Annotated in this window: 22 protein-coding genes and 1 tRNA gene; 15 read left to right on the top strand and 8 right to left on the bottom strand. The window is 69.1% G+C overall.

The features are described 5' to 3' along the window. Window positions 1–130: 130 nt before the first annotated feature. A complete protein-coding gene (locus tag M3M27_RS14630; protein ID WP_434026101.1) occupies window positions 131–1363 on the top strand; it encodes an acetylornithine transaminase in 1233 nt (410 codons plus the stop codon). A 152-nt stretch (window positions 1364–1515) separates the two neighbouring features. Here the strand turns inward: M3M27_RS14630 and M3M27_RS14625 are convergent, their stop codons facing one another. The 4 genes from M3M27_RS14625 to M3M27_RS14610 all read right to left on the bottom strand — a co-directional run bounded on the left by M3M27_RS14625 (window position 1516) and on the right by M3M27_RS14610 (window position 5021). Beyond that, window positions 1516–2679, bottom strand: a complete 1164-nt coding sequence (locus tag M3M27_RS14625; RefSeq protein WP_434026100.1) for an RNA polymerase sigma factor — start codon at window positions 2677–2679, stop codon at window positions 1516–1518. A 73-nt stretch (window positions 2680–2752) separates the two neighbouring features. Further along, on the bottom strand, window positions 2753–3277 hold the full coding sequence (locus M3M27_RS14620) for a putative signal transducing protein (RefSeq protein WP_434026099.1): 525 nt from the start codon (window positions 3275–3277) through the stop codon (window positions 2753–2755). A 16-nt stretch (window positions 3278–3293) separates the two neighbouring features. After that, window positions 3294–4199, bottom strand: a complete 906-nt coding sequence (gene tesB / locus M3M27_RS14615; protein ID WP_140722917.1) for an acyl-CoA thioesterase II — start codon at window positions 4197–4199, stop codon at window positions 3294–3296. Window positions 4200–4247: 48 nt separating this feature from the next. After that, window positions 4248–5021, bottom strand: a complete 774-nt coding sequence (locus tag M3M27_RS14610) for an enoyl-CoA hydratase/isomerase family protein (RefSeq protein ID WP_434026098.1) — start codon at window positions 5019–5021, stop codon at window positions 4248–4250. Between the two features lie 38 nt (window positions 5022–5059). Here M3M27_RS14610 and M3M27_RS14605 point away from each other — a divergent pair, with 38 nt between their 5' ends. After that, complete coding sequence (locus tag M3M27_RS14605) at window positions 5060–5503, top strand: copper chaperone PCu(A)C (protein WP_434026097.1); 444 nt, start codon at window positions 5060–5062, stop codon at window positions 5501–5503. Between the two features lie 87 nt (window positions 5504–5590). On the opposite strand, the gene M3M27_RS14600 is transcribed toward M3M27_RS14605, so the two are convergent. The 3 genes from M3M27_RS14600 to M3M27_RS14590 form a co-directional block, all read right to left on the bottom strand. Continuing rightward, window positions 5591–6001 carry an acyl-CoA thioesterase gene (locus M3M27_RS14600; RefSeq protein ID WP_140722908.1) on the bottom strand — a complete coding sequence of 137 codons (411 nt, stop codon included), beginning with the start codon at window positions 5999–6001 and terminating at the stop codon, window positions 5591–5593. Beyond that, window positions 5998–8952, bottom strand: coding sequence for an excinuclease ABC subunit UvrA (gene uvrA, locus M3M27_RS14595; protein WP_434026095.1), 2955 nt, complete (start codon window positions 8950–8952; stop codon window positions 5998–6000). Before uvrA ends, M3M27_RS14600 begins: the two co-directional genes overlap by 4 nt. A 190-nt stretch (window positions 8953–9142) precedes the next feature. Then, window positions 9143–10627 carry an OmpA family protein gene (locus tag M3M27_RS14590; protein WP_434026094.1) on the bottom strand — a complete coding sequence of 495 codons (1485 nt, stop codon included), beginning with the start codon at window positions 10625–10627 and terminating at the stop codon, window positions 9143–9145. Window positions 10628–10885: 258 nt separating this feature from the next. Here M3M27_RS14590 and rplU point away from each other — a divergent pair, with 258 nt between their 5' ends. The 3 genes from rplU to obgE all read left to right on the top strand — a co-directional run bounded on the left by rplU (window position 10886) and on the right by obgE (window position 12719). Next, complete coding sequence (rplU, locus tag M3M27_RS14585) at window positions 10886–11194, top strand: 50S ribosomal protein L21 (protein ID WP_140722899.1); 309 nt, start codon at window positions 10886–10888, stop codon at window positions 11192–11194. A 19-nt stretch (window positions 11195–11213) separates the two neighbouring features. Next, window positions 11214–11471 carry a 50S ribosomal protein L27 gene (rpmA, locus tag M3M27_RS14580; protein ID WP_140722896.1) on the top strand — a complete coding sequence of 86 codons (258 nt, stop codon included), beginning with the start codon at window positions 11214–11216 and terminating at the stop codon, window positions 11469–11471. 201 nt (window positions 11472–11672) lie between these two features. Further along, entirely contained in the window at window positions 11673–12719 is a 1047-nt protein-coding gene (gene obgE, locus M3M27_RS14575; protein ID WP_434026093.1) for a GTPase ObgE, read from the top strand. 224 nt (window positions 12720–12943) lie between these two features. On the opposite strand, the gene rpsT is transcribed toward obgE, so the two are convergent. Continuing rightward, on the bottom strand, window positions 12944–13213 hold the full coding sequence (gene rpsT / locus M3M27_RS14570; protein WP_140722889.1) for a 30S ribosomal protein S20: 270 nt from the start codon (window positions 13211–13213) through the stop codon (window positions 12944–12946). 116 nt (window positions 13214–13329) lie between these two features. Between rpsT and murJ the strand changes: the two genes are divergently transcribed. The 10 genes from murJ to cyoD all read left to right on the top strand — a co-directional run bounded on the left by murJ (window position 13330) and on the right by cyoD (window position 25098). Further along, window positions 13330–14922, top strand: a complete 1593-nt coding sequence (gene murJ, locus M3M27_RS14565) for a murein biosynthesis integral membrane protein MurJ (RefSeq protein WP_434026092.1) — start codon at window positions 13330–13332, stop codon at window positions 14920–14922. A 127-nt stretch (window positions 14923–15049) separates the two neighbouring features. Then, entirely contained in the window at window positions 15050–16195 is a 1146-nt protein-coding gene (locus M3M27_RS14560) for a bifunctional riboflavin kinase/FAD synthetase (RefSeq protein WP_434026091.1), read from the top strand. Next, window positions 16192–19023 (top strand): isoleucine--tRNA ligase, encoded by a 2832-nt coding sequence (ileS, locus tag M3M27_RS14555; protein WP_434026089.1) that lies wholly within the window; start codon window positions 16192–16194, stop codon window positions 19021–19023. Before M3M27_RS14560 ends, ileS begins: the two co-directional genes overlap by 4 nt. 179 nt (window positions 19024–19202) lie before the next feature. After that, window positions 19203–19706 carry a signal peptidase II gene (lspA, locus tag M3M27_RS14550; RefSeq protein WP_140722875.1) on the top strand — a complete coding sequence of 168 codons (504 nt, stop codon included), beginning with the start codon at window positions 19203–19205 and terminating at the stop codon, window positions 19704–19706. Between the two features lie 55 nt (window positions 19707–19761). Beyond that, window positions 19762–20712, top strand: a complete 951-nt coding sequence (ispH, locus tag M3M27_RS14545; protein WP_140722872.1) for a 4-hydroxy-3-methylbut-2-enyl diphosphate reductase — start codon at window positions 19762–19764, stop codon at window positions 20710–20712. Between the two features lie 100 nt (window positions 20713–20812). Continuing rightward, window positions 20813–20888: transfer RNA gene (locus M3M27_RS14540), tRNA-Thr, on the top strand. 286 nt (window positions 20889–21174) lie between these two features. Further along, entirely contained in the window at window positions 21175–22119 is a 945-nt protein-coding gene (gene cyoA, locus M3M27_RS14535) for a ubiquinol oxidase subunit II (RefSeq protein WP_140722868.1), read from the top strand. Further along, entirely contained in the window at window positions 22119–24119 is a 2001-nt protein-coding gene (cyoB, locus tag M3M27_RS14530; protein ID WP_140722864.1) for a cytochrome o ubiquinol oxidase subunit I, read from the top strand. The genes cyoA and cyoB overlap by 1 nt, the downstream gene beginning before the upstream one ends. After that, window positions 24116–24757 carry a cytochrome o ubiquinol oxidase subunit III gene (gene cyoC, locus M3M27_RS14525; RefSeq protein ID WP_140722861.1) on the top strand — a complete coding sequence of 214 codons (642 nt, stop codon included), beginning with the start codon at window positions 24116–24118 and terminating at the stop codon, window positions 24755–24757. The genes cyoB and cyoC overlap by 4 nt, the downstream gene beginning before the upstream one ends. After that, window positions 24757–25098 carry a cytochrome o ubiquinol oxidase subunit IV gene (gene cyoD / locus M3M27_RS14520; RefSeq protein WP_140722858.1) on the top strand — a complete coding sequence of 114 codons (342 nt, stop codon included), beginning with the start codon at window positions 24757–24759 and terminating at the stop codon, window positions 25096–25098. Before cyoC ends, cyoD begins: the two co-directional genes overlap by 1 nt. Window positions 25099–25260 lie beyond the last annotated feature (162 nt).

Raw genomic sequence — 25260 nt, 5'->3', positions numbered from 1 at the left:
CGCCGGGATGCGCGCTGCGGCCGGCGCGGCAGGCGCCCGGACCGGTGCGCAAGCCATGTGCCGCGGGCCGGCGAATGCGCGAGAATGCCAGGCCCGCTTCCGGGCGACTTCCCGAGCCATCCCTACCGCCATGAGCACCACGACCGATTCCCCGCTGTCCCTCGCGCACTACTACCTGCCGGTCTACCGCCCGCGCCAGGTGGTGCTGGAGCGAGGCCAGGGATCGCGGCTGTGGGACGACCGGGGCCGCGAGTACGTGGACCTGTCCGCGGGCATCGCGGTATGCGGCCTGGGCCATGGCGATCCCGACCTGGCCGCGGCGCTGACCGAGCAGGCCGGCAAGCTCTGGCATACCAGCAACGTGTTCTACAGCGAGCCGCCGCTGCGGCTGGCCGAGGAACTGGTGAACGCCTCGCGCTTCGCGCGGAAGGTGTTCCTGTGCAACTCCGGCACCGAGGCCAACGAGGCCGCGATCAAGCTGGTGCGCAAGTGGGCCGCCAGCCAGGGGCGCACGCCCGACCGCCGGGTGATCGTGACCTTCCGCGGCAGCTTCCATGGCCGCACCCTGGCCGCGGTGACCGCCACCGCGCAGCCCAAGTACCAGGAGGGCTACGAGCCGCTGCCGGGCGGTTTCCGCTACGTGGACTTCAACGACGAGGTCCAGCTGGAGACCGCGATGGCCGCCGGCGACGTCGCCGCGGTGATGATCGAGCCGGTGCAGGGCGAGGGCGGCGTGATGCCGGCCAAGCCGGGCTTCCTGCAACGCGTGCGCGAGCTGTGCGACCACCACGGCGCGCTGCTGGTGCTGGACGAGATCCAGTGCGGCATGGGCCGCACCGGCACGTTGTTCGCGCACTGGCAGGACCAGGTCACGCCGGACATCGTGACGCTGGCGAAGGCGCTGGGCGGCGGCTTCCCGATCGGCGCGATGCTGGCCGGGCCGAAGGTGGCCGAGACCATGCAGTTCGGCGCGCACGGCACCACCTTCGGCGGCAATCCGCTGGCGGCGGCGGTGGCGCGCGCGTCGCTGCGCAAGCTGGCCTCGCCGCAGATCGCGAGCAACGTGAGCCGGCAGGCGCAGGCGCTGCGCAGCGCGCTGGAGGCGATCGGCAAGGAAAGCGGCATGTTCACGCAGGTGCGCGGCCGCGGCCTGATGCTGGGTGCGGTGCTGGCGCCGGCGCATGCCGGCCAGGCCGGCGCGATCCTCGACGCCGCCGCCGAACAGGGCCTGCTGGCGCTGCAGGCCGGCCCGGACGTGCTGCGCTTCGTGCCGGCCCTGAACATCACCGACGCCGAGATGGCCGACGGCATCGCGCGCCTGCGCAAGGCCGTCGCCGCCTACCTGGGCACGCGCAAGGCTTGAAGGCGGAAGGCGCAGGCTTCCCATGCCGCGCCTGCCCGCCGCAGGCGTGGCGACAGCCGCGATGAGGCTTTGCCGGTAGCGCTTCATCGCGGCCGATGGCCCCTGGGCCACCCGGAGCGGCTCCTACATCGTTATTGCTCGGTTGCCTGGTTTCAGACCGCCCTGTTCAGTATGAGCGGCAAGGCCATCAGTACGACGCCGATATTGGAAACGATGAGGCCGCTGGTTCCGAAGTTGAGCCGATAGACCAGCTGGCGGCGCCCGGCGGTCTGCGGCGCGCGCGCCGCATCGCGGGCGAGCAGGGGCGCCATCACCCTCGGCACCGTCACGATCAGGTCGTAGTTGAGCACCACCAGCCCGGCGAGCAGGGCCAGCGCCAGCGGCCACGGGCCGTGCGTGAGCAGCCCGATCGCGGCGGCCGCCGCGACCGCGATCGCGGCGTGGACCATGTAGCGGCGATAGGCGCGCCACACCTGCAGGCGCTCCTGCTCGGTCTCGGTATAGGAGAACAGCAGGCGGCTGCACAGCCAGAACACGATGCCGCTGCCGGCGATGCCGCCCAGCAGCCCGCCGAGCACGGCGGTACCGCTTGCCGTGCCGGTGCCGAGCAACGACTTGGCCGCCAGGCCCGCGCCCAGGCCGGCGCCGACCGCTTCCACGCCCAGGCCCAGCGGGGGCTTGGCGGTGGCAACCGCCAGGGCCAACGCCTGGCCGAACGCCACGCCGGGCGCGCTGCCGCAGGCAAAGCGGCCGAAGCGCTGCAGCAGTTCCTCGCGCACCATGGCGCGCGCCCGCGACAGGCGCTTGCGCACCGCCGCGTCGCTCAGGCCCAGCAGGTCGGCGACCTGCTGCGAGCGCTGGCCTTCGCGGTAGTACAGCAGCAAGGCCTCGCGGCTGTCCTCGGGCAGCGCGGAGATGATGTCGGCCGCGACGGTTTCCTCTTCGATCCGCAGCAGGCGGTCCGCCGGCGAAGGGCCGGGATCGGCGGCCATGCCGATGGCGATCTCGGCCGCCTCGCCGCTCATCGGCCGATGGCGGTGGGCGCGCAACCAGTCGCGCGCCAGGTTGCGGGTGATCTGGCGCAGCCAGGGCATGAAGCTGGCCGTGTTGTTGAGCCGCGACAACTGTTGCCAGGCGCGCAGGAACGCCTCCTGCGCGATGTCCTCGCTGGCCTGCACGTCGCGGGTGATCGCGAGCGCGATGGCGGTCACCGTGTTCTGGCAGGCCGCCACGATCCGGCCATAGGCCTGCGGGCAGCCGCCGCGGGCGATCGGCAGGTCGCGTTGCAGCATCAGGTCCAGCGTCTGGGCGTTCATCGGCGCGCTCCGTTCCGTACGCGATCATGACGCAGCCGGGCGGCGGATGTGACCGCCCGGGCGCAAGCCCTGGCTAGCGGGTGGGTTCGATCCGGACCCGCTGTTCCTGCTCGTCCTGCTGCGGGGCCTGCGGCTGCGGAGCTTGTTGCGGCGGCTGCGCCGGCGCGGCCGCCGGCGGGGGCGAGGGCGCGGCCGGTGCCGGGGGCGCGCGATGGCGCAATGCGATGAACAGCGCGATCGCGCCGATCACCGCCAGCAGCGCGATCCTGATGCGCCAGGCCCAGTTGGCGCGCGGCGGCTGGCCGGCGCCGGGCAGCCCGGCGAAGCCGTAATCGGCATCGGGCAGGTCGCGCCGCGTGGTGTCGAGCAGGCGCGCCTGGCGCAGGATCTCGCGGGCCCGTGCCTGGTCGTTGGCGTGCACGACCCAGACCGACGGATAGTTCTGCGCGTTGCCCTGTTCGAGGTAGCTGAACTGGCCGCTGCGCTTGCTCTGGTAGGAGCGGCCGTTGCTCACCCGCACCTCGATGCCGGCGTCGCGCAGCAACTGCGCCACGCCTTCGGCGGTTTCCACGCGCTGGCTGCTGAAGATCTTGCGCATCGTTCGGGGATCGCTCTCAGTCTTTGGCCGGCACCGATGCCGCGCTGCCGTCGCGCACGACGCGGATCAGGCCCTCCTGGGTGGTGCTGGCGACCAGCACGCCGTCGCGGGTGAAGAACTGGCCGCGCGCCAGCCCGCGCGAGCCCTGCGCGGTCGGGCTGTCGAGCGAGTAGAGCAGCCAGTCGTCGGTGCGGAACGGGCGGTGGAACCACAGCGCGTGGTCGAGCGAGGCCATCTGCACGTTCGGCGTGTAGTAGCTGATGCCGTGCGGGAACGTGGACGTGCCCAGCAACTGGAAATCCGATGCGTAGGCCAGCAAGGCCTGGTGCAGGCCGACGTCGTCGCCGACCGGCTCGTTCAGGCGCAGCCACATCTGCTGGAACGGCGGGCGCTTGGGCGGGTTGAGTTCGTCGCGCGGATAGACGTGGCGGAACTCGAACGGGCCGCCGCGGGTCAGCCAGCGCTGCACCTTCGGCGGCAGCTTGGCCATCACCTCCGGCGCGACCGGAGGCGTCTGCTCGATGTCCTCCGGCGGCGGCACCACGGGCATCTTGGCCTGGTGCTCGGCGCCCGGCTCCTCTTCCTGGAACGAGGCGGCGCAGAAGAAGATCACCTTGCCGTGCTGGATCGCGGTCACCCGGCGCACCGAGAAACTGCCGCCGTCGCGGGTGCGGTCCACGTCGTAGACGATCGGGTGCTCGATGTCGCCGGCGCGCAGGAAATAGGCGTGCAGCGAGTGCGCGCGGCGGCCGTTCTCGACCGTCGCCTGCGCCGCCGCCAGCGCCTGGCCCAGCACCTGGCCGCCGAACACGTACTTGGTGCCGATGTCGCGGCTCTCGCCGCGGAACAGGTTGTCTTCCAGCCGCTCCAGCGAGAGCAGGCTGATCAGTTCGGAGACGACGGTGACGACGTTGTCGGACAAGGGACGGGATCTTGGGCAGCGTGGCCGCGGATTATACCGGCGGGGCGCTCACCCCTTGCGCAGCCGTTCCGCCAGCGCGTTCAGCGCGGCCTGGGCGTCCGGCGCGTACCAGGCCTCGACGAAGCGGTCCAGCCGGATGTGCTGCGGCGCCAGCGCCTCGCGCAGGTCGGCGCGGGCGATCGCGCGCGTGGCCAGCATCGGCTCGCGCGGCAGCTTCAGCAGCGCCTGCAGCCAGGCGACGGCGCGCGCGACCACCTGCTCGCCGTCGGCCAGATCGTCGACCAGGCCGATCTGCGCCGCGCGTTCGGCCGGCACCATCTCGCCGGCGACCAGCAGCCGCTCGGCGCGGTGCGCGCCGACCACGCGCCGCAGCAGGCGCTGGATGCCTTCCGGCGCCACCAGTCCCACCTGCACCTCGTTCAGGCCGATCGCGTAGGGACGCGCCGGATCGACGCTGCGCGCCATGACCCGGTAGTCGCAGCACAGCGCCAGCACGCAGCCGCCGGCCGGCGCATGCCCGGTGAGCGCGGCGGCGACCGGGACTTCGCAGTCCGCCAGCGCCTGCGCGGCCGCGAAGAACGCGCTCCAGCTGTCCAGCAGCTTGCCGCGGTCGGCGCCGTGCGAGAGCAGGTGCGGCACGTCCAGCCCGCCGGAAAAGATGCGTTCGCCGCCGGACAGCACGATGCCGTGCCTGCCTTCGGACTGGGCCTGCGCGACCGCGGCGGCCAGGCTGCGGCACAGCGCCGTGTCCAGGGCGTTCGCCGGCGGCCGGGCCAGGCGGATCTCCCGGATCGGTCCGTGGTCGAGGATCTCGAGGCTCATGCGTTGCTCCGGCTGGCGGTCTGCCTATGATAGTCGGCATGAAAACGACCCTCGCGCTCGTCGCCGGATGGCTCCTGGCCTCCTCGTTCGCGGCCCACGCCGCGCCCCAGTGCCTGCCGCGCTTCGAGGGCGGCTGGATCCGCCTGCCCGCCAACGCGGCGATGCCGATGAGTGCCGGCTTCGGGCGTTTCGCCAACGTGTGCAAGGCGCAGGCCGAGGTGGTATCGGCATCGAGCCCGGCCTTCGGCGACGTGTCGCTGCACGAGACCACGCAGGTCGACGGAGTGAACCGGATGCGCGAGGTGGAGGCGTTGCCGTTGCCGGCCGGCGGCAAGGCCGAGCTGCGCCCGGGCGGCCTGCACCTGATGCTGATGCAGGCGAAGCAGCCGCTGCGCGAGGGCGAGCGGCTGCCGGTGGCGTTCAAGCTGCGCGACGGGCGCGAGGTGCTCGGCGAACTGGAAGTGCGCAAGGCGGCGCCGTAGGCGACGCGCGTTTCCTGTGGGAGCGGCTTATCGGGGAGGCCTCATCGCGGCTGAGGCCGCCCCCACAAAAATGCCTGGTGGCCGTGTTCAGCTCGACGCCGCGCGGACCGCCTCCGGCAGCGGCGCGCTCTTGCCGGTCTGGGTGTCCATCCACACCACCACCACGTTGCCGTCCGAGTACAGCACCGACTCGTCCTTCTGGTCGACGATGCGGTGGCCGATGGTGACGCTGCTGTTGCCGAGGCGTTCGACGAACAGTTCGACCAGGATGTCGTCCGGCCACACGATCGGGCGGCGGTAGTTGACGTTGGTCGCGGCCACCACCGGCGCGATCCGGTCGCTCATCGACACGCCCGGCACGCCCAGCATCCAGCGCACGCGCGCCTCCTCCAGGTAGGAGATGTACTTGGCGTTGTTGACGTGACCCATGCTGTCCATGTCGCGCCAGCGCACGCTGATCGGGACGCGCGCCAGGATCTTGGGGGTGTTCTCGCTCATCGTGCGGCTTTCTTCTTCGGTGAGGTCTTCTTGGCGGGCGCCTTCTCGGCCTTGGCCTTGCGCGGCGGCAGCGCCTCGGGCTTGTTGGCGACGGCGGCGGGCTTGCCCGGCCGCGCGGCGATCGACGGCAGCATCTTGGCGAGGAACTGGCCGGTGTAGGACTGCGGGTGCGCCGCCACGTCCTCGGGCGTGCCGGCGACCAGGATCGTGCCGCCGCGGTGGCCGCCCTCGGGGCCGAGGTCGACGATCCAGTCCGCGGTCTTGATCACGTCCAGGTTGTGCTCGATCACCACCACCGTGTTGCCCTCGTCGCGCAGCTTGTGCAGCACGCCGAGCAGCGCCTCGATGTCGTGGAAGTGCAGGCCGGTGGTCGGCTCGTCGAGGATGTACAGCGTGCGGCCGGTATCGCGCCGCGACAGCTCCTTGGACAGCTTGACGCGCTGCGCCTCGCCGCCGGACAGCGTGGTCGCGCTCTGGCCCAGCTTGATGTAGCTCAGGCCCACGTCCACCAGCGTCTCCAGCTTGCGCGCGATCGCCGGCACCGGCTCGAACAGCTTGAGCGCGTCCTCGACGGTCATCTCCAGCACGTCGTTGATGCTGTGGCCCTTGTAGAGGATCTCCAGCGTCTCGCGGTTGTAGCGCTTGCCGTGGCAGACGTCGCAGGGCACGTACACGTCGGGCAGGAAGTGCATCTCGACCTTGATCATGCCGTCGCCCTGGCAGGCCTCGCAGCGGCCGCCGCGCACGTTGAAGCTGAAGCGGCCGGGCGAATAGCCGCGCGCGCGCGCCTCCGGCACCTGCGCGAACAGCTCGCGCAGCGGCGTGAACAGGCCGGTGTAGGTGGCCGGGTTGGAGCGCGGCGTGCGGCCGATCGGCGACTGGTCGATGTCCACGACCTTGTCGAACAGGTCCAGGTTCTCGACCTCGCGGTACGCCGCCACCGGGTGCGAGGCGCCGTTGATCTCGTTGGCGGCCAGCGCGAACAGCGTGTCGTTGATCAGCGTCGACTTGCCCGAGCCGGACACGCCGGTCACGCAGGTCAGCAGGCCGGCCGGGATGTCCAGGTCGACGTTCTTGAGGTTGTTGCCGGTGGCGCCGCGCAGGTGCAGCGTCATCTTCGGGTTCGGCTTGTGGCGCTGCCTGGGGATCTCGATCTGGCGCTTGCCGGACAGGTACTGCCCGGTCAGCGAGCGCGGCGAGGCGAGGATGTCCTGCAGCGTGCCTTGCGCGCAGATCTCGCCGCCGTGCACGCCGGCGCCGGGGCCGATGTCCAGGATGTGGTCGGCCAGGCGGATCGCGTCCTCGTCGTGCTCGACCACGATCACGGTGTTGCCGAGGTCGCGCAGGCGGGTGAGCGTGCCGAGCAGGCGTTCGTTGTCGCGCTGGTGCAGGCCGATCGACGGCTCGTCGAGCACGTACATCACCCCGACCAGGCCGGCGCCGATCTGCGAGGCCAGGCGGATGCGCTGGGCCTCGCCGCCGGACAGGGTGTCGGCCTTGCGCTCCAGCGTGAGGTAGTCCAGGCCGACGTCGACCAGGAAGCCCAGCCGCTCGCCGATCTCCTTGACGATCTTGGCGGCGATCTCGCCGCGCCAGCCCGGCAGGCTCAGCTCGCGGAAGAACGACAGCGCCTCGTCGATCGGCATCACCACGATCTCCGGCAGCGGCCGGTCGGCGACGAACACGTTGCGCGCGGCGCGGTTCAGGCGCGCGCCGCGGCACTCGGGGCAGGGCTGCTCGCTGATGTACTTGGCCAGCTCCTCGCGCACCGCCGGCGACTCGGTCTCGCGGTAGCGGCGCTCCAGGTTAGGGATGATGCCCTCGAAGCGGTGCTTGCGCTGGGTGCGGCCGCCGGATTCGGTGAAGTAGGTGAAGGTGATCACTTCCTCGCCGCTGCCGTACAGCACCGCCTTGCGCACCTGCTCGGGCAGCGACTGCCACGGCGCGTCGACGTCGAACTTGTAGTGCTTGGCCAGCGAGGCGATCAGCTGGAAGTAGTAGGCGTTGCGGCGGTCCCAGCCGCGCACCGCGCCGGCCGACAGCGACAGCTCCGGATGCACCACGACCTTGGCCGGGTCGAAGAACTCGGCCACGCCCAGCCCGTCGCAGGACGGGCAGGCGCCCATCGGCGCGTTGAACGAGAACAGGCGCGGCTCCAGCTCGGGCAGCGAGTAGTCGCAGACCGGGCAGGAATACTTGGAGGAGAACAGCTGCGGCGCCGCCTTGGGATCGTCCAGCGACATCACCGCGGCCATGCCGTCGCCCAGCTTGAGCGCCGTCTCGAAGCTCTCGGCCAGGCGCTGCTTGATGTCCTCGCGCGGGCGGAAGCGGTCGATCACCGCCTCGATGGTGTGCTTCTGGCGCAGCGCCAGCGCCGGCACCGCGTCGATCTCGTACAGCTCGCCGTCCACGCGCACGCGCACGAAGCCCTGCGCGCGCAGCTGCTCGAACACCTGCGCGTGCTCGCCCTTGCGCTCGCGGATCACCGGCGCCAGCAGCATGTAACGCTGCTCGGCGTCGAGCGCGAGCACCTGGTCGACCATCTGGCTGACCGTCTGCGCCTCCAGCGGGTAGCCATGGTCCGGGCAGCGCGGGGTGCCGACGCGCGCGTACAGCAGGCGCAGGTAGTCGTAGATCTCGGTGATCGTGCCGACCGTGGAGCGCGGGTTGTGCGAGGTCGACTTCTGCTCGATCGAGATCGCCGGCGACAGGCCTTCGATGTGGTCGATGTCCGGCTTCTCCATCACGCTCAGGAACTGCCGGGCGTAGGCGGAGAGCGACTCGACGTAGCGGCGCTGGCCTTCGGCGTAGATGGTGTCGAACGCCAGCGACGACTTGCCCGAGCCGGACAGGCCGGTGATGACGATCAGCTTGTCGCGGGGGAGGTCGAGATCGAGATTCTTGAGATTGTGCGTCCGCGCGCCGCGGATGCGGATGTAGTCCAGCGCCATCGGGTGCCTTCGAGCGGGGAGGGGCAGTGCGGGGAAATCCGGGCCAATAGACAAGCCTATCGGCTGGACAGGATGGGGGCAAATGAGCGGAACGGAAGTCTCGGCGACGACCGTCGCAGGATCTGAGACGGAGCCCCACGCAAGAGGGCGCCCGCGAAGGCGCCCTCCGGACGGTGCCCGCGGCCGCGGTTCACTTCAGCACGGTGAAGATCATGCGGCGGTTCTGCGCACGGCCCTCCTCGGTGGCGTTGTCGGCCACCGGTGCGTCCTGGCCGTAGCCTTTCGCCGTCAGCCGGTCGGCCGGCGCGCCCAGCTCGACCAGCTTGTGCTGCACCGCGTCGGCGCGGTCCTGCGACAGCTTGAGGTTGGCCGCGGCATTGCCGGTGTTGTCGGTATGCCCGCCGACCTCGATGCGCGTGCCGGCCGGCATCGCGGCGATGGCCGTGGCGGCGCGCTCGAGCGTCTCGGCGCTGTCGGCGGTGATGGTGGCCGAGCCGGTGGCGAAGCCGATCGTCAGCAGGTTGAGGGCCTTGGCCAGGTCCTCGGGGCTGGATTGCGGAGTCAGCGCACCGAGCGCGGCGGAGGCGCGGTCCCACTGGCCGGTGATGTCGAAGCCGCCGAACGCATCGCGCACGGCCTGGGAGGCGGCGAAGCGCTCCGCTTCCGGCAGGCCGCCACTCTTGATGTCGACCCGGTTGCCTTCCAGCCCGAGCGACAGGCCCGGAATCCGCAGGCTGGGCAGCGCCGCGACCAGCTTGTCCAGCCAGGGCGCCGGGGCGAGCCCGGCGGCGACCTTGAGGTCGCCGTCCACGGCGGAGGCGCCGTAGGCCTTGCGCAGGGCGTCCATCAGGCGGGTGCGCTCGGCATCGCTGCCCAGTTCGCCGCTCACGGCCAGCTTGTCCTTGCCGAAATCCAGCGCGGCATGGGCGGTGCTGGCAGGCGCCGTGCCCGGTGCAGGGGCGCCTGCCGTCGCGGCCGGGGAGGCTGGGGCCGGGGCCGGGGGTGCGGGAGCCGCCGATTCGGTGGCGGAACTCGCCGAACCGGCCGGCTCGGCCGGGCGGTGGCAGCCGCGCAGCAGCAGGAAGGCGACGATGATCGCCGCTGCCAGCAACAGCCAGGGCAGCAGGCGGCCGGTGCCTCGCCCGGTCTGGCGAGCGGCATCGGCGACGGCGCGGGCTCCCGCGCCCGCGGAATGGCCGGCCGCGCGTGCGCCGCCAACGGCCGCCGCGCCGCCCGCCAATGCGCCCCAGCCATGCGAGCCCAGGTCGCCCAGCCAGTCGCCGGCGCTGGCCACCCAGCCCTTGAGCGTGTCGGGGAGGCCGGCCGGAACCTGGCCGTCGGCGCTGAGCCGGTCGACCAGGCCGGGCAGCGCGCCGCCGATGGCGCCGGCGGTGGCGGCGCTGTCCAGGCCCAGCCGGCTGGCGATGCCGCCGATCAGCGGGGCGCCGAACACGTCCTGCACCTGGGCGGGGGTGATGGGCTGGTTGGGGCCGGTGCCGACCCACGATTGCACCAGTTCGCCCAGCCCCTTTTGCCGGAACCGGTCGATGAAGCCGGCGAATCCCCCCTGCTTCTCGTCGAAGATCAATGCGGTCAGTGCCCCTAGCAACTGCCGGGCCTTGTCGGCGCTCAGGCCGGTGCGCCCGGCCACGTCTTCCATCAGGCTGTCGAACATTTCCGTGCTCCTCTCGAATGGATGTGGCTGGGGACAGCATTCCCGCCCGCGCAAAGGCGGGGCGGGCGATCCCGGGCTCGAGGGGAGGAGAACCGGGCCGAGGCTAGGGCAGCGGACGTGGGGCCGGAGTGAGGGCGCCGGGAGAGGGGGGATTTGACCGGGCCGGGCCGGGCCGGATAGAATCGCCGATCCTTCTGCCAGGCCTGCGCCCGGCAGGCGGGCCAAGCAATTTAGAATAACTACAGAAGAGACGACGACATGTACGCAGTTCTGGTCACCGGCGGTAAGCAATACCGCGTCGCGCAGGGCGAAACGCTCCGCGTGGAAAAGCTCGAGGCCGAGGCCGGCTCCGAGATCAAGTTCGACAACATCCTGCTGCTGGGCGACAGCGACGGCATCAAGGTCGGCGACGCGCTGAAGGGCGCCTCGGTCACCGCCAAGGTCGTCGCCCACGGCCGCGCCGACAAGGTGCGCATCATCAAGTTCCGCCGCCGCAAGCACCACATGAAGCACCAGGGCCACCGGCAGCACTACACCGAAATCGAAATCACCGGCATCGCCGGCTAAGCATCAAGGAGAAATCGTCATGGCACACAAAAAGGGCGTAGGCTCCTCGCGCAACGGCCGCGACTCCAACCCGAAGTACCTGGGCGTCAAGATCTACGGCGGCCAGTCCATCGAGGCCGGCAACATCATCGTGCGCCAGCGCGGCACCCAGTTCCATCCGGGCGCCGGCGTCGGCCTGGGCCGCGACCACACGCTGTTCGCGCTGGTCGACGGCACGGTGGAGTTCTCCACCAAGGGCCCGAAGAAGCGCCGCACCGTCAGCGTCGTGCAGGCCTGAGGCTTGCCGACGGGACTTCGGTCCCACCGACACGAAGCCCCGCTCCGGCGGGGTTTTTGTTTGGGAAAGCCGTGATTCGTGATTGGTGATTGGTGATTCGCAAGGGCCGGATCACCGCCGCCTGTCCGATTCGCGCACAATCGAAGAGGCGCTTTGCGCTTCTGACCGAATCACCAATCACGAATCACCAATCACGGCCTTATGAAACTCGTAGACGAAGCTGAAATCCAGGTGATCGCCGGCAACGGCGGCAATGGCTGCGTCGGCTTCCGGCGCGAGAAGTTCATCCCGCTCGGCGGGCCCGACGGCGGCGACGGCGGCAACGGCGGCAGCGTCTGGCTGGTCGCCGACGAGAACCTCAACACGCTGGTCGATTTCCGCCACGAGCGCATCTTCAAGGCGCAGCGCGGGGAGAACGGCATGGGCCGGCAGATGTACGGCAAGGCCGGCGAGGACCGGATCATCACCGTGCCGGTCGGCACCGTCGTGATGAACGTCGATACCGACGAGGTGATCGGCGACCTGACGCGCCACGGCGATCGCCTGCTGGTCGCCAAGGGCGGCAAGGGCGGCCTGGGCAACATGCATTTCAAGAGCTCGGTCAACCGCGCGCCGCGCCAGGCCACGCCGGGCGAGGAGGGCGAGCAGCGCACCCTCAAGCTGGAATTGAAGCTGCTCGCCGACGTCGGCCTGCTGGGCTTTCCGAACGCGGGCAAGAGCACCTTCATCCGCGCGGTCTCGGCGGCGACGCCGAAGGTCGCGGACTATCCGTTCACCACGCTCTACCCGAACCTCGGCGTGGTCAGCGTCGAGCCGCACCGCAGCTTCGTGATCGCCGACGTGCCGGGCCTGATCGAGGGCGCGGCCGAAGGCGCCGGCCTGGGCACGCAGTTCCTGCGCCACCTGCAGCGCACCCGCCTGCTGCTGCACCTCGTGGACGTCTCGCCCATGGAAGGGGGCGTGGAGGGCGTGTCGCCGGCCGAGCAGGTCCGCATCCTGGAGAGCGAGCTGGAGCGCCACGATCCCGAACTGCTGGACAAGCCGCGCTGGCTGGTGCTGAACAAGGCCGACCTGATGTTCGAGGACGAGGCCAGGGCGGCGGCCGAGGCGGTGATCGCCGAGCTGGGCTGGACCGGCCCCTGGTATCTGGTCTCGGCGCTCGGCCGCGAGGGCACCTGGCCGATCATGAAGGACGTGATGGCGTTCTTCGACCGCCAGCGCGCCGAGCAGGCGGAGCGGGACGCGTGACCGCCCCTGTAGGAGCGGCTTCAGTCGCGAAGGGGCTTTCATGCGAATCCCGCGCACGAGCGCCGCACATCCATATGCGGGGATTCAAATGGCGGAGCCTCATCGCGGCTGAAGAAGCCGCTCCTGCAGGAGCCGCTGCCGCAAAAGGCGAGGCAACAAAAAACCCGGCTTCCGCCGGGTTTTCTTGTGCTGCCGGCGGCGTGGCCGCCGGATGCAGCGCCGGATCAGGCCGCCTTGAGGGCCTTGATGCGGGCGGTCAGGCGGCTCTTGTGGCGAGCGGCCTTGTTCTTGTGGATCAGGCCACGGGCGCTGAAACGGTCGAGCAGGGGCTGGGCGACGGCGAAGGCGGCTTCGGCGCCGGCGGCATCGTTGGCGTCAAGGGCCTTGATCACCTTCTTGACGGCGGTGCGCAGCTGCGAACGCTGAGCCGTGTTGCGCGCATTGCGCACGACGGTCTGCTTGGCGCGCTTCTTGGCGGACTTGATATTGGCCACGGTGGTGGTTTCCTGAAAAATCGGTGTGATGGAAAAAGCAAGCGCGAAATTATGATCGGATCTGAAATGTACGTCAAGTCAGTTGTCAAGGGGGGCCGGCCTTGAGCTCGTCGCGCATGTTGCGGGGGGTGCTGTCGTTCAGCAGCATGACCATGATTTCCCGCGTGCTGGGCCTGGTCCGGGACTGGTCGATCAGCTACAGCTTCGGTACCAACGCGGTCACCGACGCGTTCTGGGTGGCCTTCCGCATCCCCAACTTCCTGCGCCGGCTGTTCGCGGAAGGCTCGTTCTCGACCGCGTTCGTGCCGGTGTTCACGGAAGTGAAGGAGACCCGCAGCCACGCCGAACTGCGCGAGCTGATGTCGCGGGTGTCCGGCACCCTGGGGGCGGCGCTGCTCGTGGTCACCGCCCTGGGGCTGCTGCTGACGCCGCAGCTGGCCGCGCTGTTCAGCGACGGCCAGGCCGCCGATCCCCAGAAATACGAGTTGCTCAAGGACCTGCTGCGGCTGACCTTCCCGTTCCTGCTGTTCGTATCGCTCACGGCCTTGGCGGGCGGGGCGCTGAACAGCTTCCAGAAGTTCGCGTTGCCGGCGCTGACCCCGGTGATCCTCAACCTGTGCATGATCGCCGGCGCGCTGTGGCTGGCGCCGCGGTTGCAGGTGCCGATCCTGGCGATGGGCTGGGCGGTGCTGCTGGCCGGCGTGCTGCAGTTGCTGTTCCAGTTCCCGTCGCTGAAGCGGATCGACCTGCTCACGCTGCCGCGCTGGGGCTGGAACCATCCCGACGTGCGCCGGGTGATGACGCTTATGGTGCCGACCCTGTTCGGCTCGTCGATCGCCCAGATCAACCTGCTGCTGGACACGGTGATCGCCGCGCGCCTGTACGACGGTTCGCAGTCCTGGCTGTCGCAGGCGGACCGGTTCCTCGAGCTGCCGCTGGGCCTGTTCGGGGTGGCGCTGGGCACGGTGATCCTGCCGGCGCTGTCCCGGCACCACGTCAAGACCGACGGCGAAGGCTTCTCGGCGGCGCTGGACTGGGGGCTGCGCACGACCCTGCTGATCGCGGTGCCGGCGATGGTCGGGCTGATGCTGCTGGCCACGCCGCTGGTGGCGACGATGTTCCAGTACGGCAAGTTCACCGCGTTCTCGACCCAGATGACCGCCCTGTCGGTGCTGGGATTGAGCTTCGGCCTGCCGGCCTTCGCCCTGGTCAAGGTGATCCTGCCGGCGTTCTACGCGCGCCAGGACACGCGCACGCCGGTGCGCGCGGGCGTGGTCTCGCTGGTGGCCAACATGGTGCTCAACATCGCGTTCCTGGCGCTGATCTACCAGTTGATGGTGGCGCCGGAAGTGCGTGCGCTCGGGGTGATGGAGGCGCTCAAGCGCACGCCGGGCCTGCACCTGGCGCTGGGGCTGGCCAGCGCGCTGGCCAGCTACATCAACCTGGGGCTGCTGTGGTACTGGCTCGGCAAGGCCGGCGTGTACCAGCGCAAGCCGGGCTGGCTGCGATTCCTGCTGCGGCTGGCGGTGTCGTGCCTGGCGATGGCGGCGGTGGTCGGCGCGGGCCTGCACTGGCTGCCGGAGTTCACGGCCATGGACAAGTGGCACCGCATCGGCGGCCTGCTCGGCCTGGTGGCGGCCGGCGGCGCGGCCTACGCGCTGGCGCAGCTGGCGCTGGGTTTCCGCCCGCGCGACCTGCGCGGGCATTGATCGCGGGAGCGGCCGGCTATACTTGAATGTGAATCCCTCACAGGAGCACGGCACATCCATGTGCCGGGCCCTTAACTATCGACCAACGAACCAAGATGGCTCCTTGCGGGCCGAATGTCCGACCGGAATGAGCAGGCTTTTTAGAGACGTCGAGGGCGGGACGCTGTTCCCGCACGGAAGCGTGGTCTGCATCGGCGCCTTCGATGGCCTGCACCTGGGCCACCGCGCGCTGGTGCGCCACGCGGCCGCGCGCGCGCGCCAGCGGGGCGTGCCCGCGGTGGCGCTCAGTTTCGAGCCGCTGCCGCGCGAGTTCTTCGCCAAGGGCGAACCGCCGCCGCGCCTGACCCTGGCTCGCGCCAAGATCGAAGGCCTGCGCCGGTTCGGCGCCGATGCGGTCGGCCTGATCCGCTTCGACGGCAGGCTTTCGGCGATGAGCGCCGAGGACTTCGTGCGCCAAGTGCTGGCCAAGCGGCTGCAGGCGCAGGAAGTGTGGATCGGGCCGGAGTTCCGTTTCGGCCACAAGCGCGGCGGCGACATCGAACTGCTGCGCCGGATGGGCGGGGCGCTCGGCTTCGAGGCCGGCGAGATCGAGCCGGTGCACCAGCATGGCGAGCGCGTGTCCGCCACGCGCATCCGCGAACTGCTGGTGGCGGGCGAGTTCGCCCATGCGGCCGACCTGCTGGGCCGGCCGTACGCGATCGGCGGGCGGGTGGTGCGCGGCCGGCAGCTCGGCCGCACGCTGGGATTCCCGACCGCCAACCTGCGCTTCCCGCATACGCCGGCGCTGGCGGGGATCTATGCCACCTGGGTGCACGGCGTGTCCGGCGATCCCGACGGGAGCCGGCCGTGGCCGTCGGTATCCAGCTTCGGCACGCGCCCGACCGTGGCCGGCGTCGAGCCGCTGCTGGAGGCCCACTTGTTCGACTACCAGGGCGACCTGTACGGCCGCCACATCGAGGTCGAGTTCGTGGCCAAGCTGCGCGACGAAGAGAAATTTTCCGGGCTGGACGCCCTGACCGAACAGATGCATCGCGACGCCGAGCAGGCCCGTCGCATTCTCCATGCGAGTCCTTCGCAAAAGCCCGTGTATCCATGCGCGGACGCCGATGGCGCGAGTCCTTCGCAAAAGCCCGCGCATTCATGCGCGGACGCCGATGGTGCGAGTCCCTCGCAAAAGCCCGCGCATTCATGCGCGGACGCCGATGGTGCGAGTCCCTCGCAAAAGCCCGCACATCCATGTGCGGACTCTTCAATAAACGGTAGATTCCCGTGACTCAAGACTACAAGACCACCCTCCACCTGCCCGCGACGGATTTCCCGATGCGCGGCGACCTGCCCAAGCGCGAGCCGGGCATCCTGGAGCGCTGGGAGAGCGAGGGGCTGTACGCGCGGCTGCGCGAGAACGCCAAGGGCCGGCCGCTGTTCGTACTGCACGACGGCCCGCCGTACGCCAACGGCGCGATCCACCTCGGCCATGCGGTCAACAAGATCCTCAAGGACATCATCGTCAAGTCGAAGTACCTGGCCGGCTTCGACGCGCCGTACATCCCGGGCTGGGACTGCCACGGCCTGCCGATCGAGATCGCGATCGAGAAGAAGTACGGCAAGGTCGGCGTGAAGCTGGACGCCCCCGAGTTCCGCCAGAAGTGCCGCGAATACGCCGCCGAGCAGATCGACCTGCAGCGCCGCGACTTCAAGCGCCTGGGCGTGATCGGCGACTGGGACAACCCGTACAAGTCGCTGGATTTCCGCTTCGAGGCCAACGAGATCCGCGCGCTGGCCAAGGTGGTCGACAACGGCCACCTGACCCGTGGCGTGAAGCCGGTGCACTGGTGCTTCGATTGCGGCTCGGCGCTGGCCGAGGCCGAGATCGAGTACGCCGACAAGGTCTCGCCCACCGTCGACATCGCCTATCCGGCGCGCGATCCGGCCGCGCTGGCGGCGAAGTTCGGCGTGGTGCTGCCGGAAGGCGTCGAGGTCGCGGTGCCGATCTGGACCACCACGCCGTGGACGCTGCCGGCCTCGCTGGCGGTGACGCTGGGCGCGGAGCTGGACTACGTGCTGGTCGAAGGTCCGGCGCGCGACGGCAAGCCGCGCTGGCTGGTGCTGGCCAGCGCCCTGGCGGCCAAGGCGCTGCAGCGCTACGGCGTCGCCGGCGAGGTCGTGCATGGCCATGTCAAGGGCGCCGTACTGGAGAACCTGCTGCTGGCGCACCCGGCCTACGCCGAACGCGACATCCCGCTGCTGCTGGGCGAGCACGTCTCCGACGAGGACGGCACCGGCGCGGTGCACACCGCGCCCGGCCACGGCCAGGAGGACTACCAGGTCTCGCGCCAGTACGGGCTGATCGATCGCTATACCGCCGCGCAGATCAATCCGGTCGACGGTCGCGGCGTGTACCTGCCCTCGACCCCGGCGTTCAACGGCGTCGAGCTGGCCGGGCTGCACATCTGGAAGGCCAACGACGCCATCATCGAGGCGCTGCGCGGCAACGGCACGCTGCTGTCGGCCGGCAAGATGGAGCACAGCTACCCGCACTGCTGGCGCCACAAGACCCCGATCGCGTTCCGCGCCACCCCGCAGTGGTTCATCTCGATGGAGCAGGCCAACCTGCGCGCCGACGCGCTCAAGGCGATCGAGGGCGTGAAGTGGTACCCGGAATGGGGCCAGGCGCGCATTGCCGGCATGGTCGAGGGCCGCCCGGACTGGACGATCTCGCGCCAGCGCACCTGGGGCGTGCCGATCGCGCTGTTCGTGCATCGCGAGACCGGCGAGCCGCATCCGCGCAGCGTCGAGCTGATGCGCCAGGTCGCCGACAAGGTGGAGCAGGGCGGCGTCGACGCGTGGTACGCGCTGGACCCGGCCGAGCTGCTCGGCGCCGAGGCCGGCGAGTACGAGAAGATCACCGACATCCTCGACGTCTGGTTCGATTCCGGCGTCACCCACGACGCGGTGCTGCCCGACCGCGGCCTGCCCAAGCCGGCCGACCTGTACCTGGAAGGCTCGGACCAGCACCGCGGCTGGTTCCAGTCCTCGCTGCTGAGCGGCGTGGCGATCGACAAGGCGGCGCCGTACCGGCAGTGCCTGACCCACGGCTTCACCGTCGACGAGCACGGCCGCAAGATGTCCAAGTCGCTCGGCAACGGCATCGAGCCGCAGGACATCATGAAGACGCTGGGCGCGGACATCCTGCGCCTGTGGATCGCCTCGGCCGACTACAGCAACGAGATGTCGCTGTCGCAGGAGATCCTCAAGCGCAACGCCGACGCCTACCGCCGCATCCGCAACACCGCGCGCTTCCTGCTCGGCAACCTGGCCGGCTTCGACCCGGCCGCGCACCTGCGCCCGCTCGCGGACATGGTCGCGCTGGACCGCTGGATCGTGCACCGCGCCTGGGAGGTGCAGGAGAAGATCAAGGCCGCCTACGAGCGCTACGATTTCGCCACCATCGTGCAGGCGCTGCTGAACTTCTGCAGCGTGGACCTGGGGTCGCTGTACCTGGACGTGACCAAGGACCGCCTGTACACGATGGCCGAGGACTCGCGCGGCCGGCGTTCGGCGCAGAGCGCCATGTACCGCGTGGCCGAGGCGTTCGTGCGCTGGATCGCGCCGGTGCTGAGCTTCACGGCAGACGAGCTGTGGGGTTACCTGCCCGGCGAGCGCAAGGCCAACGTGCTGTTCGAGACCTGGTACGACGGCCTGGCCCCGCTGCCGGCCGATGCCGAGCTGAACGCGGCCGATTTCGACAGGCTGCTGGCGCTGCGCGAGCAGGTCGCCAAGGTGCTCGAGCCGATGCGCGCCAACGGCGCGATCGGCGCGGCGCTGGAAGCGGAGATCACCGTCGCCGCCGACGCGGTCAGCGCCGCGCGCTGGCAGCCGCTGGCCGACGAACTGCGTTTCCTGTTCATCAGCGGCGACGTGGTGGTCGCGCCGGCCAGCACCGACGGCATCTTCGTCAGCGCGCAGCCCACGAACAAGCCGAAGTGCGTGCGCTGCTGGCACCACCGCGCGGACGTCGGCGCCGACCCGGGGCATCTGGAGCTGTGCGGGCGCTGCGCGAGCAACGTCGAAGGCCCCGGCGAGGACCGGCGTTGGTTCTGACCTGCTTTTCCCTTCTCCCGCCCGCGGGAATCTTGTCCTTTCCTTCTCCCGCAGGCGGGAGAAGGGGGGCGCAAGGCGCCGGATGAGGACGCTCGACGGCGCCCCCGGCTCTGACTACCCTCATCCGCCCTCCGGGCGCTTTCTCCCGCCGGCGGGAGAAGGAACAGCAAGGTGATTCCATGACCGCACGACCCAAACCCGATGCCCTGATCTGGCTGCTGCTGTCTGCGGCGATCATCGGCCTGGACCAGTGGAGCAAGGCCTGGGTGCTGTCCAGCCTGCCCGAATTCACGCCGGTCCCGGTGATCGACGGGTTCTGGAACTGGTACCGCACCTACAACACCGGCGCGGCGTTCAGTTTCCTCAGCGACGCCGGCGGCTGGCAGCTCTGGTTCTTCACGCTGCTGGCGGTGGGCATCAGCGGCTTGATGGCGGTGTGGCTGGCGCGGACCCCGCGCGGCGACTGGCGCAGCGCGCTGCCGTACGCGCTGGTGATCGGCGGGGCGATCGGCAACGTGATCGACCGGCTGGTACACGGCCACGTCGTGGATTTCATCCAGTGGTACGTCGGCGACCACTACTGGCCGTCGTTCAACGTGGCCGACTCGGCGATCGTCGCAGGCGCCGTGGGAATCGTGCTGTCCGGGCTGTTCGACGGCAAGCGCAAGCAAAAAGCGGGATAATGCCGGGCCAACCCTGCTGAAGATCCGGCCCGCCGTGGCCGGGCCCGCCGAACCTATGGACGTCCTGCTCGCCAATCCCCGTGGCTTCTGCGCCGGCGTCGACCGCGCGATCGAGATCGTCAAGCGCGCGATCGAGACGCTGGGCGCGCCGATCTACGTGCGCCACGAGGTGGTGCACAACCGCTTCGTGGTCGACGACCTCAAGCAGCGCGGGGCGATCTTCGTCGAGGAACTGGACGAGGTGCCCGACGGCAACACGGTCATCTTCAGCGCGCACGGGGTCTCGCAGGCGGTGCGCAGCGAGGCCGAGCGGCGCGGGTTGAAGGTGTTCGACGCGACCTGCCCATTGGTCACCAAGGTGCACCTGGAAGTGGCCCGGCACTGCCGCGCCGGGCGCGACGTGGTGCTGATCGGGCATGCCGGCCACCCGGAGGTGGAGGGCACGATGGGCCAGTGGAACCGCGAGGCGGGCGCCGGACGCATCTACCTGGTCGAGGATATCGACGACGTCGCCGCGCTGGACGTGGCGCAGCCGGAGAACCTGGCCTACACGACCCAGACCACGCTGTCGGTGGACGACACCCGCGGCATCATCGAGGCGCTGCGCGAGCGCTTCCCGGCGATGCAGGGGCCGAAGAACGACGACATCTGCTACGCCACCCAGAACCGCCAGGACGCGGTGCGCGAGCTGTCGCAGCAGTGCGACCTGGTGCTGGTGGTCGGCTCGCCGAACAGCTCCAACTCCAACCGGCTGGCCGAGCTGGCCCGCCGCGAGGGCGTGGAGGCCTACCTGATCGACGGCGCGCAGGAGATCGATCCGGCCTGGGTCGCCGGCAAGCGGCGGGTCGGCCTGACCGCGGGCGCGTCCGCGCCGCAGGTGCTGGTCGACGGCGTGATCGCCCGCTTGCGCGAACTCGGCGCGGGCAACGTGTCCGAACTGGCCGGCGAACCCGAATCGATGGTGTTCGCGCTGCCCAAGGAACTGCGGCTGCAGCTGGTCGGGTAAGCGTCCGCCCGCGGCGAAGTGGCGGGGCCGTCCCGCTCCGCCGTGCGCGGTCCCGGGCGATTGACCGACCCCGGCGCGAGCGCCTAGAATTCGCGGCTCGGCCGGAATAGCTCAGTTGGTAGAGCGGCGCATTCGTAATGCGTAGGTCGCAGGTTCGACTCCTGTTTCCGGCACCACTCCAGCACCGGGCCGTCCGCATCGCGGACGGCCCGTTTGCTTTGTGGCATGCGCGTTGCGCGCGCGCCGCCGCATCTGTGCGGCAATATGTCGCAGCCTGTTGCGCGGCTTTGGTTGAGCCGAATCATTGTCAACCGCTTTCGTGCGGTTGCAGCACGCAATAAAATTGCCCTGTTAACCCACGTCCAAGTCGGGCCATTCGCTCCGTGCGGGCCGGATGCAACATCCGGTGCGTCCCGTCGAGGCCGGACGGGGGTTGGCGCCCCCTCGCAATTGGATCGACCGATGATTCCGTTGAAACTCCCCGGGCGTGTACTTCGTCCAGGCCTGCTGCTGCCGTCGTTGCTTCTGCTGCTGACGGGTTGCAACTCGGCCATCCTCAATCCCAAGGGCCAGGTCGGCCAGGATGAGAAGACCCTGCTGATCACCGCCGTGGTGCTGATGCTGCTGGTCGTCGTCCCGGTGATCGTGATGACCATCGCGTTCGCCTGGAAGTACCGGGCCTCCAACACCAAGGCGCGCTACGAGCCGAACTGGTCGCACTCCACGGCGATCGAGGTGGTGGTCTGGTCGATTCCGTGCCTGATCATCCTGGTGCTGGCGGTGCTGACCTGGCGCTCGTCGCATGCGCTGGACCCGTACAAGCCGCTGCAGTCGGACGTCAAGCCGATCACGATCGAAGCGGTCGCGATGGACTGGAAGTGGCTGTTCATCTATCCGGAGCAGGGCATCGCGACGGTCAACGAGATCGCCTTCCCGGTCGACACGCCGATCAACTTCAAGATCACCTCCGACACGGTGATGAACTCGTTCTTCATCCCGCACCTGGGCACGCAGATCTACGCGATGGCCGGCATGGAGACCAAGCTGCACCTGATCGCGAACGAGCCGGGCGACTTCCCGGGCATCTCGGCGAACTACAGCGGCCACGGCTTCTCGAAGATGAACTTCGTCGCCCGCGCCACGCCCGACCAGGCCGGCTTCGACGCCTGGGTCGCCAAGGTCAAGGCCGCGCCGCAGTCGCTGCAGGCCGCCGAGTACCAGGCGCTGGCGGCCAACCGCAACGACAAGAGCGACTACCCGGTCACCTACTACTCGTCGGTGCAGGACGGCATGTTCAAGTCGCTGATCGACAAATACATGATGGGCAAGGGCCACCGCATGGAAGGCCATGACCATCAGGCGATGGCCGCCGAGCCGGTCGCCATGTGCACCTCCGGAGGCAAGTGATGCTAGGCAAACTCACGCTCGAGGCGATCCCGTACCACGAGCCGATCATCATGGGCGCCCTCGGCGGCGCCGGTCTGATCGGCCTGGTGATACTGGCCCTCGTTACCAAGTACAAGCTGTGGGGCTACCTGTGGCGCGAGTGGATCACCTCGGTGGACCACAAGAAGATCGGCGTGATGTACATCATCGTCGCGCTGGTCATGCTGCTGCGCGGCTTCGCCGACGCGGCGATGATGCGCACCCAGCTGGCGATCGCCCACGACGGCAACCCGGGCATCTTCCCGCCGCACCACTACGACCAGATCTTCACCGCGCACGGCGTGATCATGATCTTCTTCATGGCCATGCCGTTCATGACGGGCCTGATCAACCTCGTGGTGCCGCTGCAGATCGGCGCGCGCGACGTGGCCTATCCGTTCCTGAACTCGCTGAGCTTCTGGCTGTTCGTGGCCGGCGTGGCGCTGGTCAACATCTCGCTGGGCGTGGGTGAGTTCGCGCAGACCGGCTGGCTGGCGTACCCGCCGCTGTCGGGCCTGGAATACAGTCCGGGGGTCGGCGTCGACTACTACATATGGGCCCTGCAGATATCCGGCCTGGGCACGTTGCTGACCGGCATCAACTTCTTCGTCACGATCATGCGCATGCGCGCGCCGGGCATGAACCTGATGAAGATGCCGATCTTCACCTGGACCGCGCTGGTCACCAACATCCTGATCATCGCGGCGTTCCCGATCCTGACCGTGGCGCTGGCGCTGCTGGGCGCGGACCGTTACCTCGGCACGCACTTCTTCACCAACGACGGTGGCGGCAACGCCATGATGTACGTCAACCTGATCTGGATCTGGGGCCACCCGGAGGTGTACATCCTGGTGCTGCCGGCGTTCGGCATCTACTCGGAAGTCATCGCCACCTTCAGCCGCAAGAAGCTGTTCGGCTACACCTCGATGGTGTACGCGACGGCGTGCATCGGCGTGCTGTCCTTCATCGTGTGGCTGCACCACTTCTTCACGATGGGCGCCGGCGCCAACGTCAACGCGTTCTTCGGCATCACGACGATGATCATCTCGATCCCGACCGGCGTGAAGCTGTTCAACTGGCTGTTCACGATGTTCCGCGGCCGCGTGCACTTCACCTCGCCGGTGATGTGGACGCTGGGCGCGATGGTCACCTTCACCATCGGCGGCATGACCGGCGTGATGATGGCGATCCCGGCGGTGTCGTTCGTGCTGCACAACAGCCTGTTCCTGATCGCGCACTTCCACAACGCGATCATCGGCGGCGTGGTGTTCGGCTACCTGGCGGGCCTGACCTACTGGTTCCCCAAGGCGTTCGGCTTCAAGCTCAACGAGAAGCTGGGCAAGGCCTCGTTCTGGTGCTGGATCGTCGGCTTCTTCGTGGCGTTCACCCCGCTGTACGTGCTGGGCTTCATGGGCATGACCCGTCGCCTGAACACCTACAGCAACCCGGAATGGATCCCGTGGCTGCACGTGGCCGCCGCGGGTGCCGCGATCGTGGCGCTGGGCATCTTCTTCAACCTGGCGCAGCTGTTCGTCAGCTTCTTCCAGCGCAAGAAGAACCTGGACGTCACCGGCGACCCGTGGGACGGCCGCACCCTGGAGTGGGCCACGTCCTCGCCGCCGCCGTTCTACAACTTCGCCCACCTGCCGAAGGTCGACAGCATCGACCAGTTCTGGGAGGACAAGCAGCGCGGCAAGGGCTGGGTGAAGCCGGCCAAGTACGAGGACATCCACATGCCGCGCAACACGGCGGCGGGCTTCTGGATCGGTGCGTTCAGCATCGCGCTCGGCTTCGGCCTGACCTGGCACATCTGGTGGATGGCGGTGGTCGGCCTGGTCGGCATGATCGGCAGCTTCATCGCCCGCACCTTCGACAACGACATCGACTACTACGTGCCTGCGGCCGAGGTCGAGCGCATCGAGAACGAGCGCTTCGCCCAGCTTGAGAAGCACCAGGCGGCCCACGCCGCGAAGGCAGGATGAGACCCATGTCCACCACCACACTCGACCACCACGGGGCCGCCCACGCGGGCGGCCACCACGACCACGACCACGGTCACCACGATGCCGGCGGCAACACCGTCTTCGGCTTCTGGGTGTACCTGATGAGCGACTGCATCCTGTTCGCCGGCCTGTTCGCCACCTATGCCGTGCTCAGCGGCGCGACGGTGGACGGGCCGACCGCGAAGGAGCTGTTCGACCTGAAGTTCGTGCTCGTGGAGACCTTCCTGCTGCTGTTCAGCAGCTTGACCTTCGGCTTCGCGATGCTGTCCGCGCACAAGCGCAAGATGGGCGGCCTGTATGGCTGGCTGGCGGTGACCGCGCTGTTCGGCATCGGCTTCCTGTGCATGGAAATCTACGAGTTCCGCCACTTGATCCACGAAGGCGCCGGCCCCGGCCGCAGCGCGTTCCTGTCGGCGTTCTTCACGCTGGTCGGCACGCACGGCCTGCACGTGGCCTCGGGCCTGCTGTGGATGCTGGTGCTGGTGATCCAGATCGCCAAGAACGGCCTGACCGCGCGCAACAGCACCCGCCTGGCGTGCCTGAGCCTGTTCTGGCACTTCCTGGACATCATCTGGATCGGCGTGTTCACCGTCGTCTACCTGCTGGGAGCACTGTAATGGCCCACCACGACAACCATTCCGACACCCATGCCGCCGATTCGCACGGCGGCGGGCTGAAGTCCTACCTGATCGGCTTCGCGATGGCGGTGGTGCTGACCGTCATCCCGTTCGCGATGGTGATGAGCGGCGCGTTCTCCAAGGGCGCGACCGTGATCGTCATCTCGGTGCTGGCGGCGGTGCAGATGCTGGTGCACATCGTCTACTTCCTGCACATGGACCGTTCCCCGGAACAGCGCTCCAACGTGCACGTGGGCCTGTTCTCGATCCTGATCATCGGCATCGTGATCATCGGCTCGCTGTGGGTCATGCACAACCTCAACGTCAACATGATGCACTGAGGCGCGACGTCCCCCCACGTTGCCGAAGGCCGCCAAGCGATTGGCGGCCTTTCTTTTGTGCAGGTCCCTCTGCAGGAGCCCGCACATCCATGTGCGGGGATTCGAATACAGGCGCTGTCGGGACCGAAGTCCTTCCCGCAAGGGTTCGGTTCCCCCCGAGCG

It is taken from the genome of Xanthomonas boreopolis, assembly GCF_046529185.1.
GTDB classification, from domain to species: Bacteria; Pseudomonadota; Gammaproteobacteria; order Xanthomonadales; family Xanthomonadaceae; genus Pseudomonas_S; species Pseudomonas_S boreopolis.
Note: the sequence above shows the minus strand (reverse complement) of the source record. Positions and strands in the feature narration are given on the sequence as shown.

Excerpts from the sequence above, each read along its gene's own strand:
- M3M27_RS14630 (WP_434026101.1), top strand. The coding sequence starts at position 131 with ATGAGCACCACGACCGATTCCCCGCTGTCCCTCGCGCACTACTACCTG.
- M3M27_RS14625 (WP_434026100.1), bottom strand. The coding sequence starts at position 2,679 with ATGAACGCCCAGACGCTGGACCTGATGCTGCAACGCGACCTGCCGATC.
- M3M27_RS14620 (WP_434026099.1), bottom strand. The coding sequence starts at position 3,277 with ATGCGCAAGATCTTCAGCAGCCAGCGCGTGGAAACCGCCGAAGGCGTG.
- M3M27_RS14610 (WP_434026098.1), bottom strand. The coding sequence starts at position 5,021 with ATGAGCCTCGAGATCCTCGACCACGGACCGATCCGGGAGATCCGCCTG.
- M3M27_RS14605 (WP_434026097.1), top strand. The coding sequence starts at position 5,060 with ATGAAAACGACCCTCGCGCTCGTCGCCGGATGGCTCCTGGCCTCCTCG.
- M3M27_RS14600 (WP_140722908.1), bottom strand. The coding sequence starts at position 6,001 with ATGAGCGAGAACACCCCCAAGATCCTGGCGCGCGTCCCGATCAGCGTG.
- uvrA (WP_434026095.1), bottom strand. The coding sequence starts at position 8,952 with ATGGCGCTGGACTACATCCGCATCCGCGGCGCGCGGACGCACAATCTC.
- M3M27_RS14590 (WP_434026094.1), bottom strand. The coding sequence starts at position 10,627 with ATGTTCGACAGCCTGATGGAAGACGTGGCCGGGCGCACCGGCCTGAGC.
- rplU (WP_140722899.1), top strand. The coding sequence starts at position 10,886 with ATGTACGCAGTTCTGGTCACCGGCGGTAAGCAATACCGCGTCGCGCAG.
- rpmA (WP_140722896.1), top strand. The coding sequence starts at position 11,214 with ATGGCACACAAAAAGGGCGTAGGCTCCTCGCGCAACGGCCGCGACTCC.
- obgE (WP_434026093.1), top strand. The coding sequence starts at position 11,673 with ATGAAACTCGTAGACGAAGCTGAAATCCAGGTGATCGCCGGCAACGGC.
- murJ (WP_434026092.1), top strand. The coding sequence starts at position 13,330 with ATGTTGCGGGGGGTGCTGTCGTTCAGCAGCATGACCATGATTTCCCGC.
- M3M27_RS14560 (WP_434026091.1), top strand. The coding sequence starts at position 15,050 with ATGAGCAGGCTTTTTAGAGACGTCGAGGGCGGGACGCTGTTCCCGCAC.
- lspA (WP_140722875.1), top strand. The coding sequence starts at position 19,203 with ATGACCGCACGACCCAAACCCGATGCCCTGATCTGGCTGCTGCTGTCT.
- ispH (WP_140722872.1), top strand. The coding sequence starts at position 19,762 with ATGGACGTCCTGCTCGCCAATCCCCGTGGCTTCTGCGCCGGCGTCGAC.
- cyoA (WP_140722868.1), top strand. The coding sequence starts at position 21,175 with ATGATTCCGTTGAAACTCCCCGGGCGTGTACTTCGTCCAGGCCTGCTG.
- cyoB (WP_140722864.1), top strand. The coding sequence starts at position 22,119 with ATGCTAGGCAAACTCACGCTCGAGGCGATCCCGTACCACGAGCCGATC.
- cyoC (WP_140722861.1), top strand. The coding sequence starts at position 24,116 with ATGAGACCCATGTCCACCACCACACTCGACCACCACGGGGCCGCCCAC.
- cyoD (WP_140722858.1), top strand. The coding sequence starts at position 24,757 with ATGGCCCACCACGACAACCATTCCGACACCCATGCCGCCGATTCGCAC.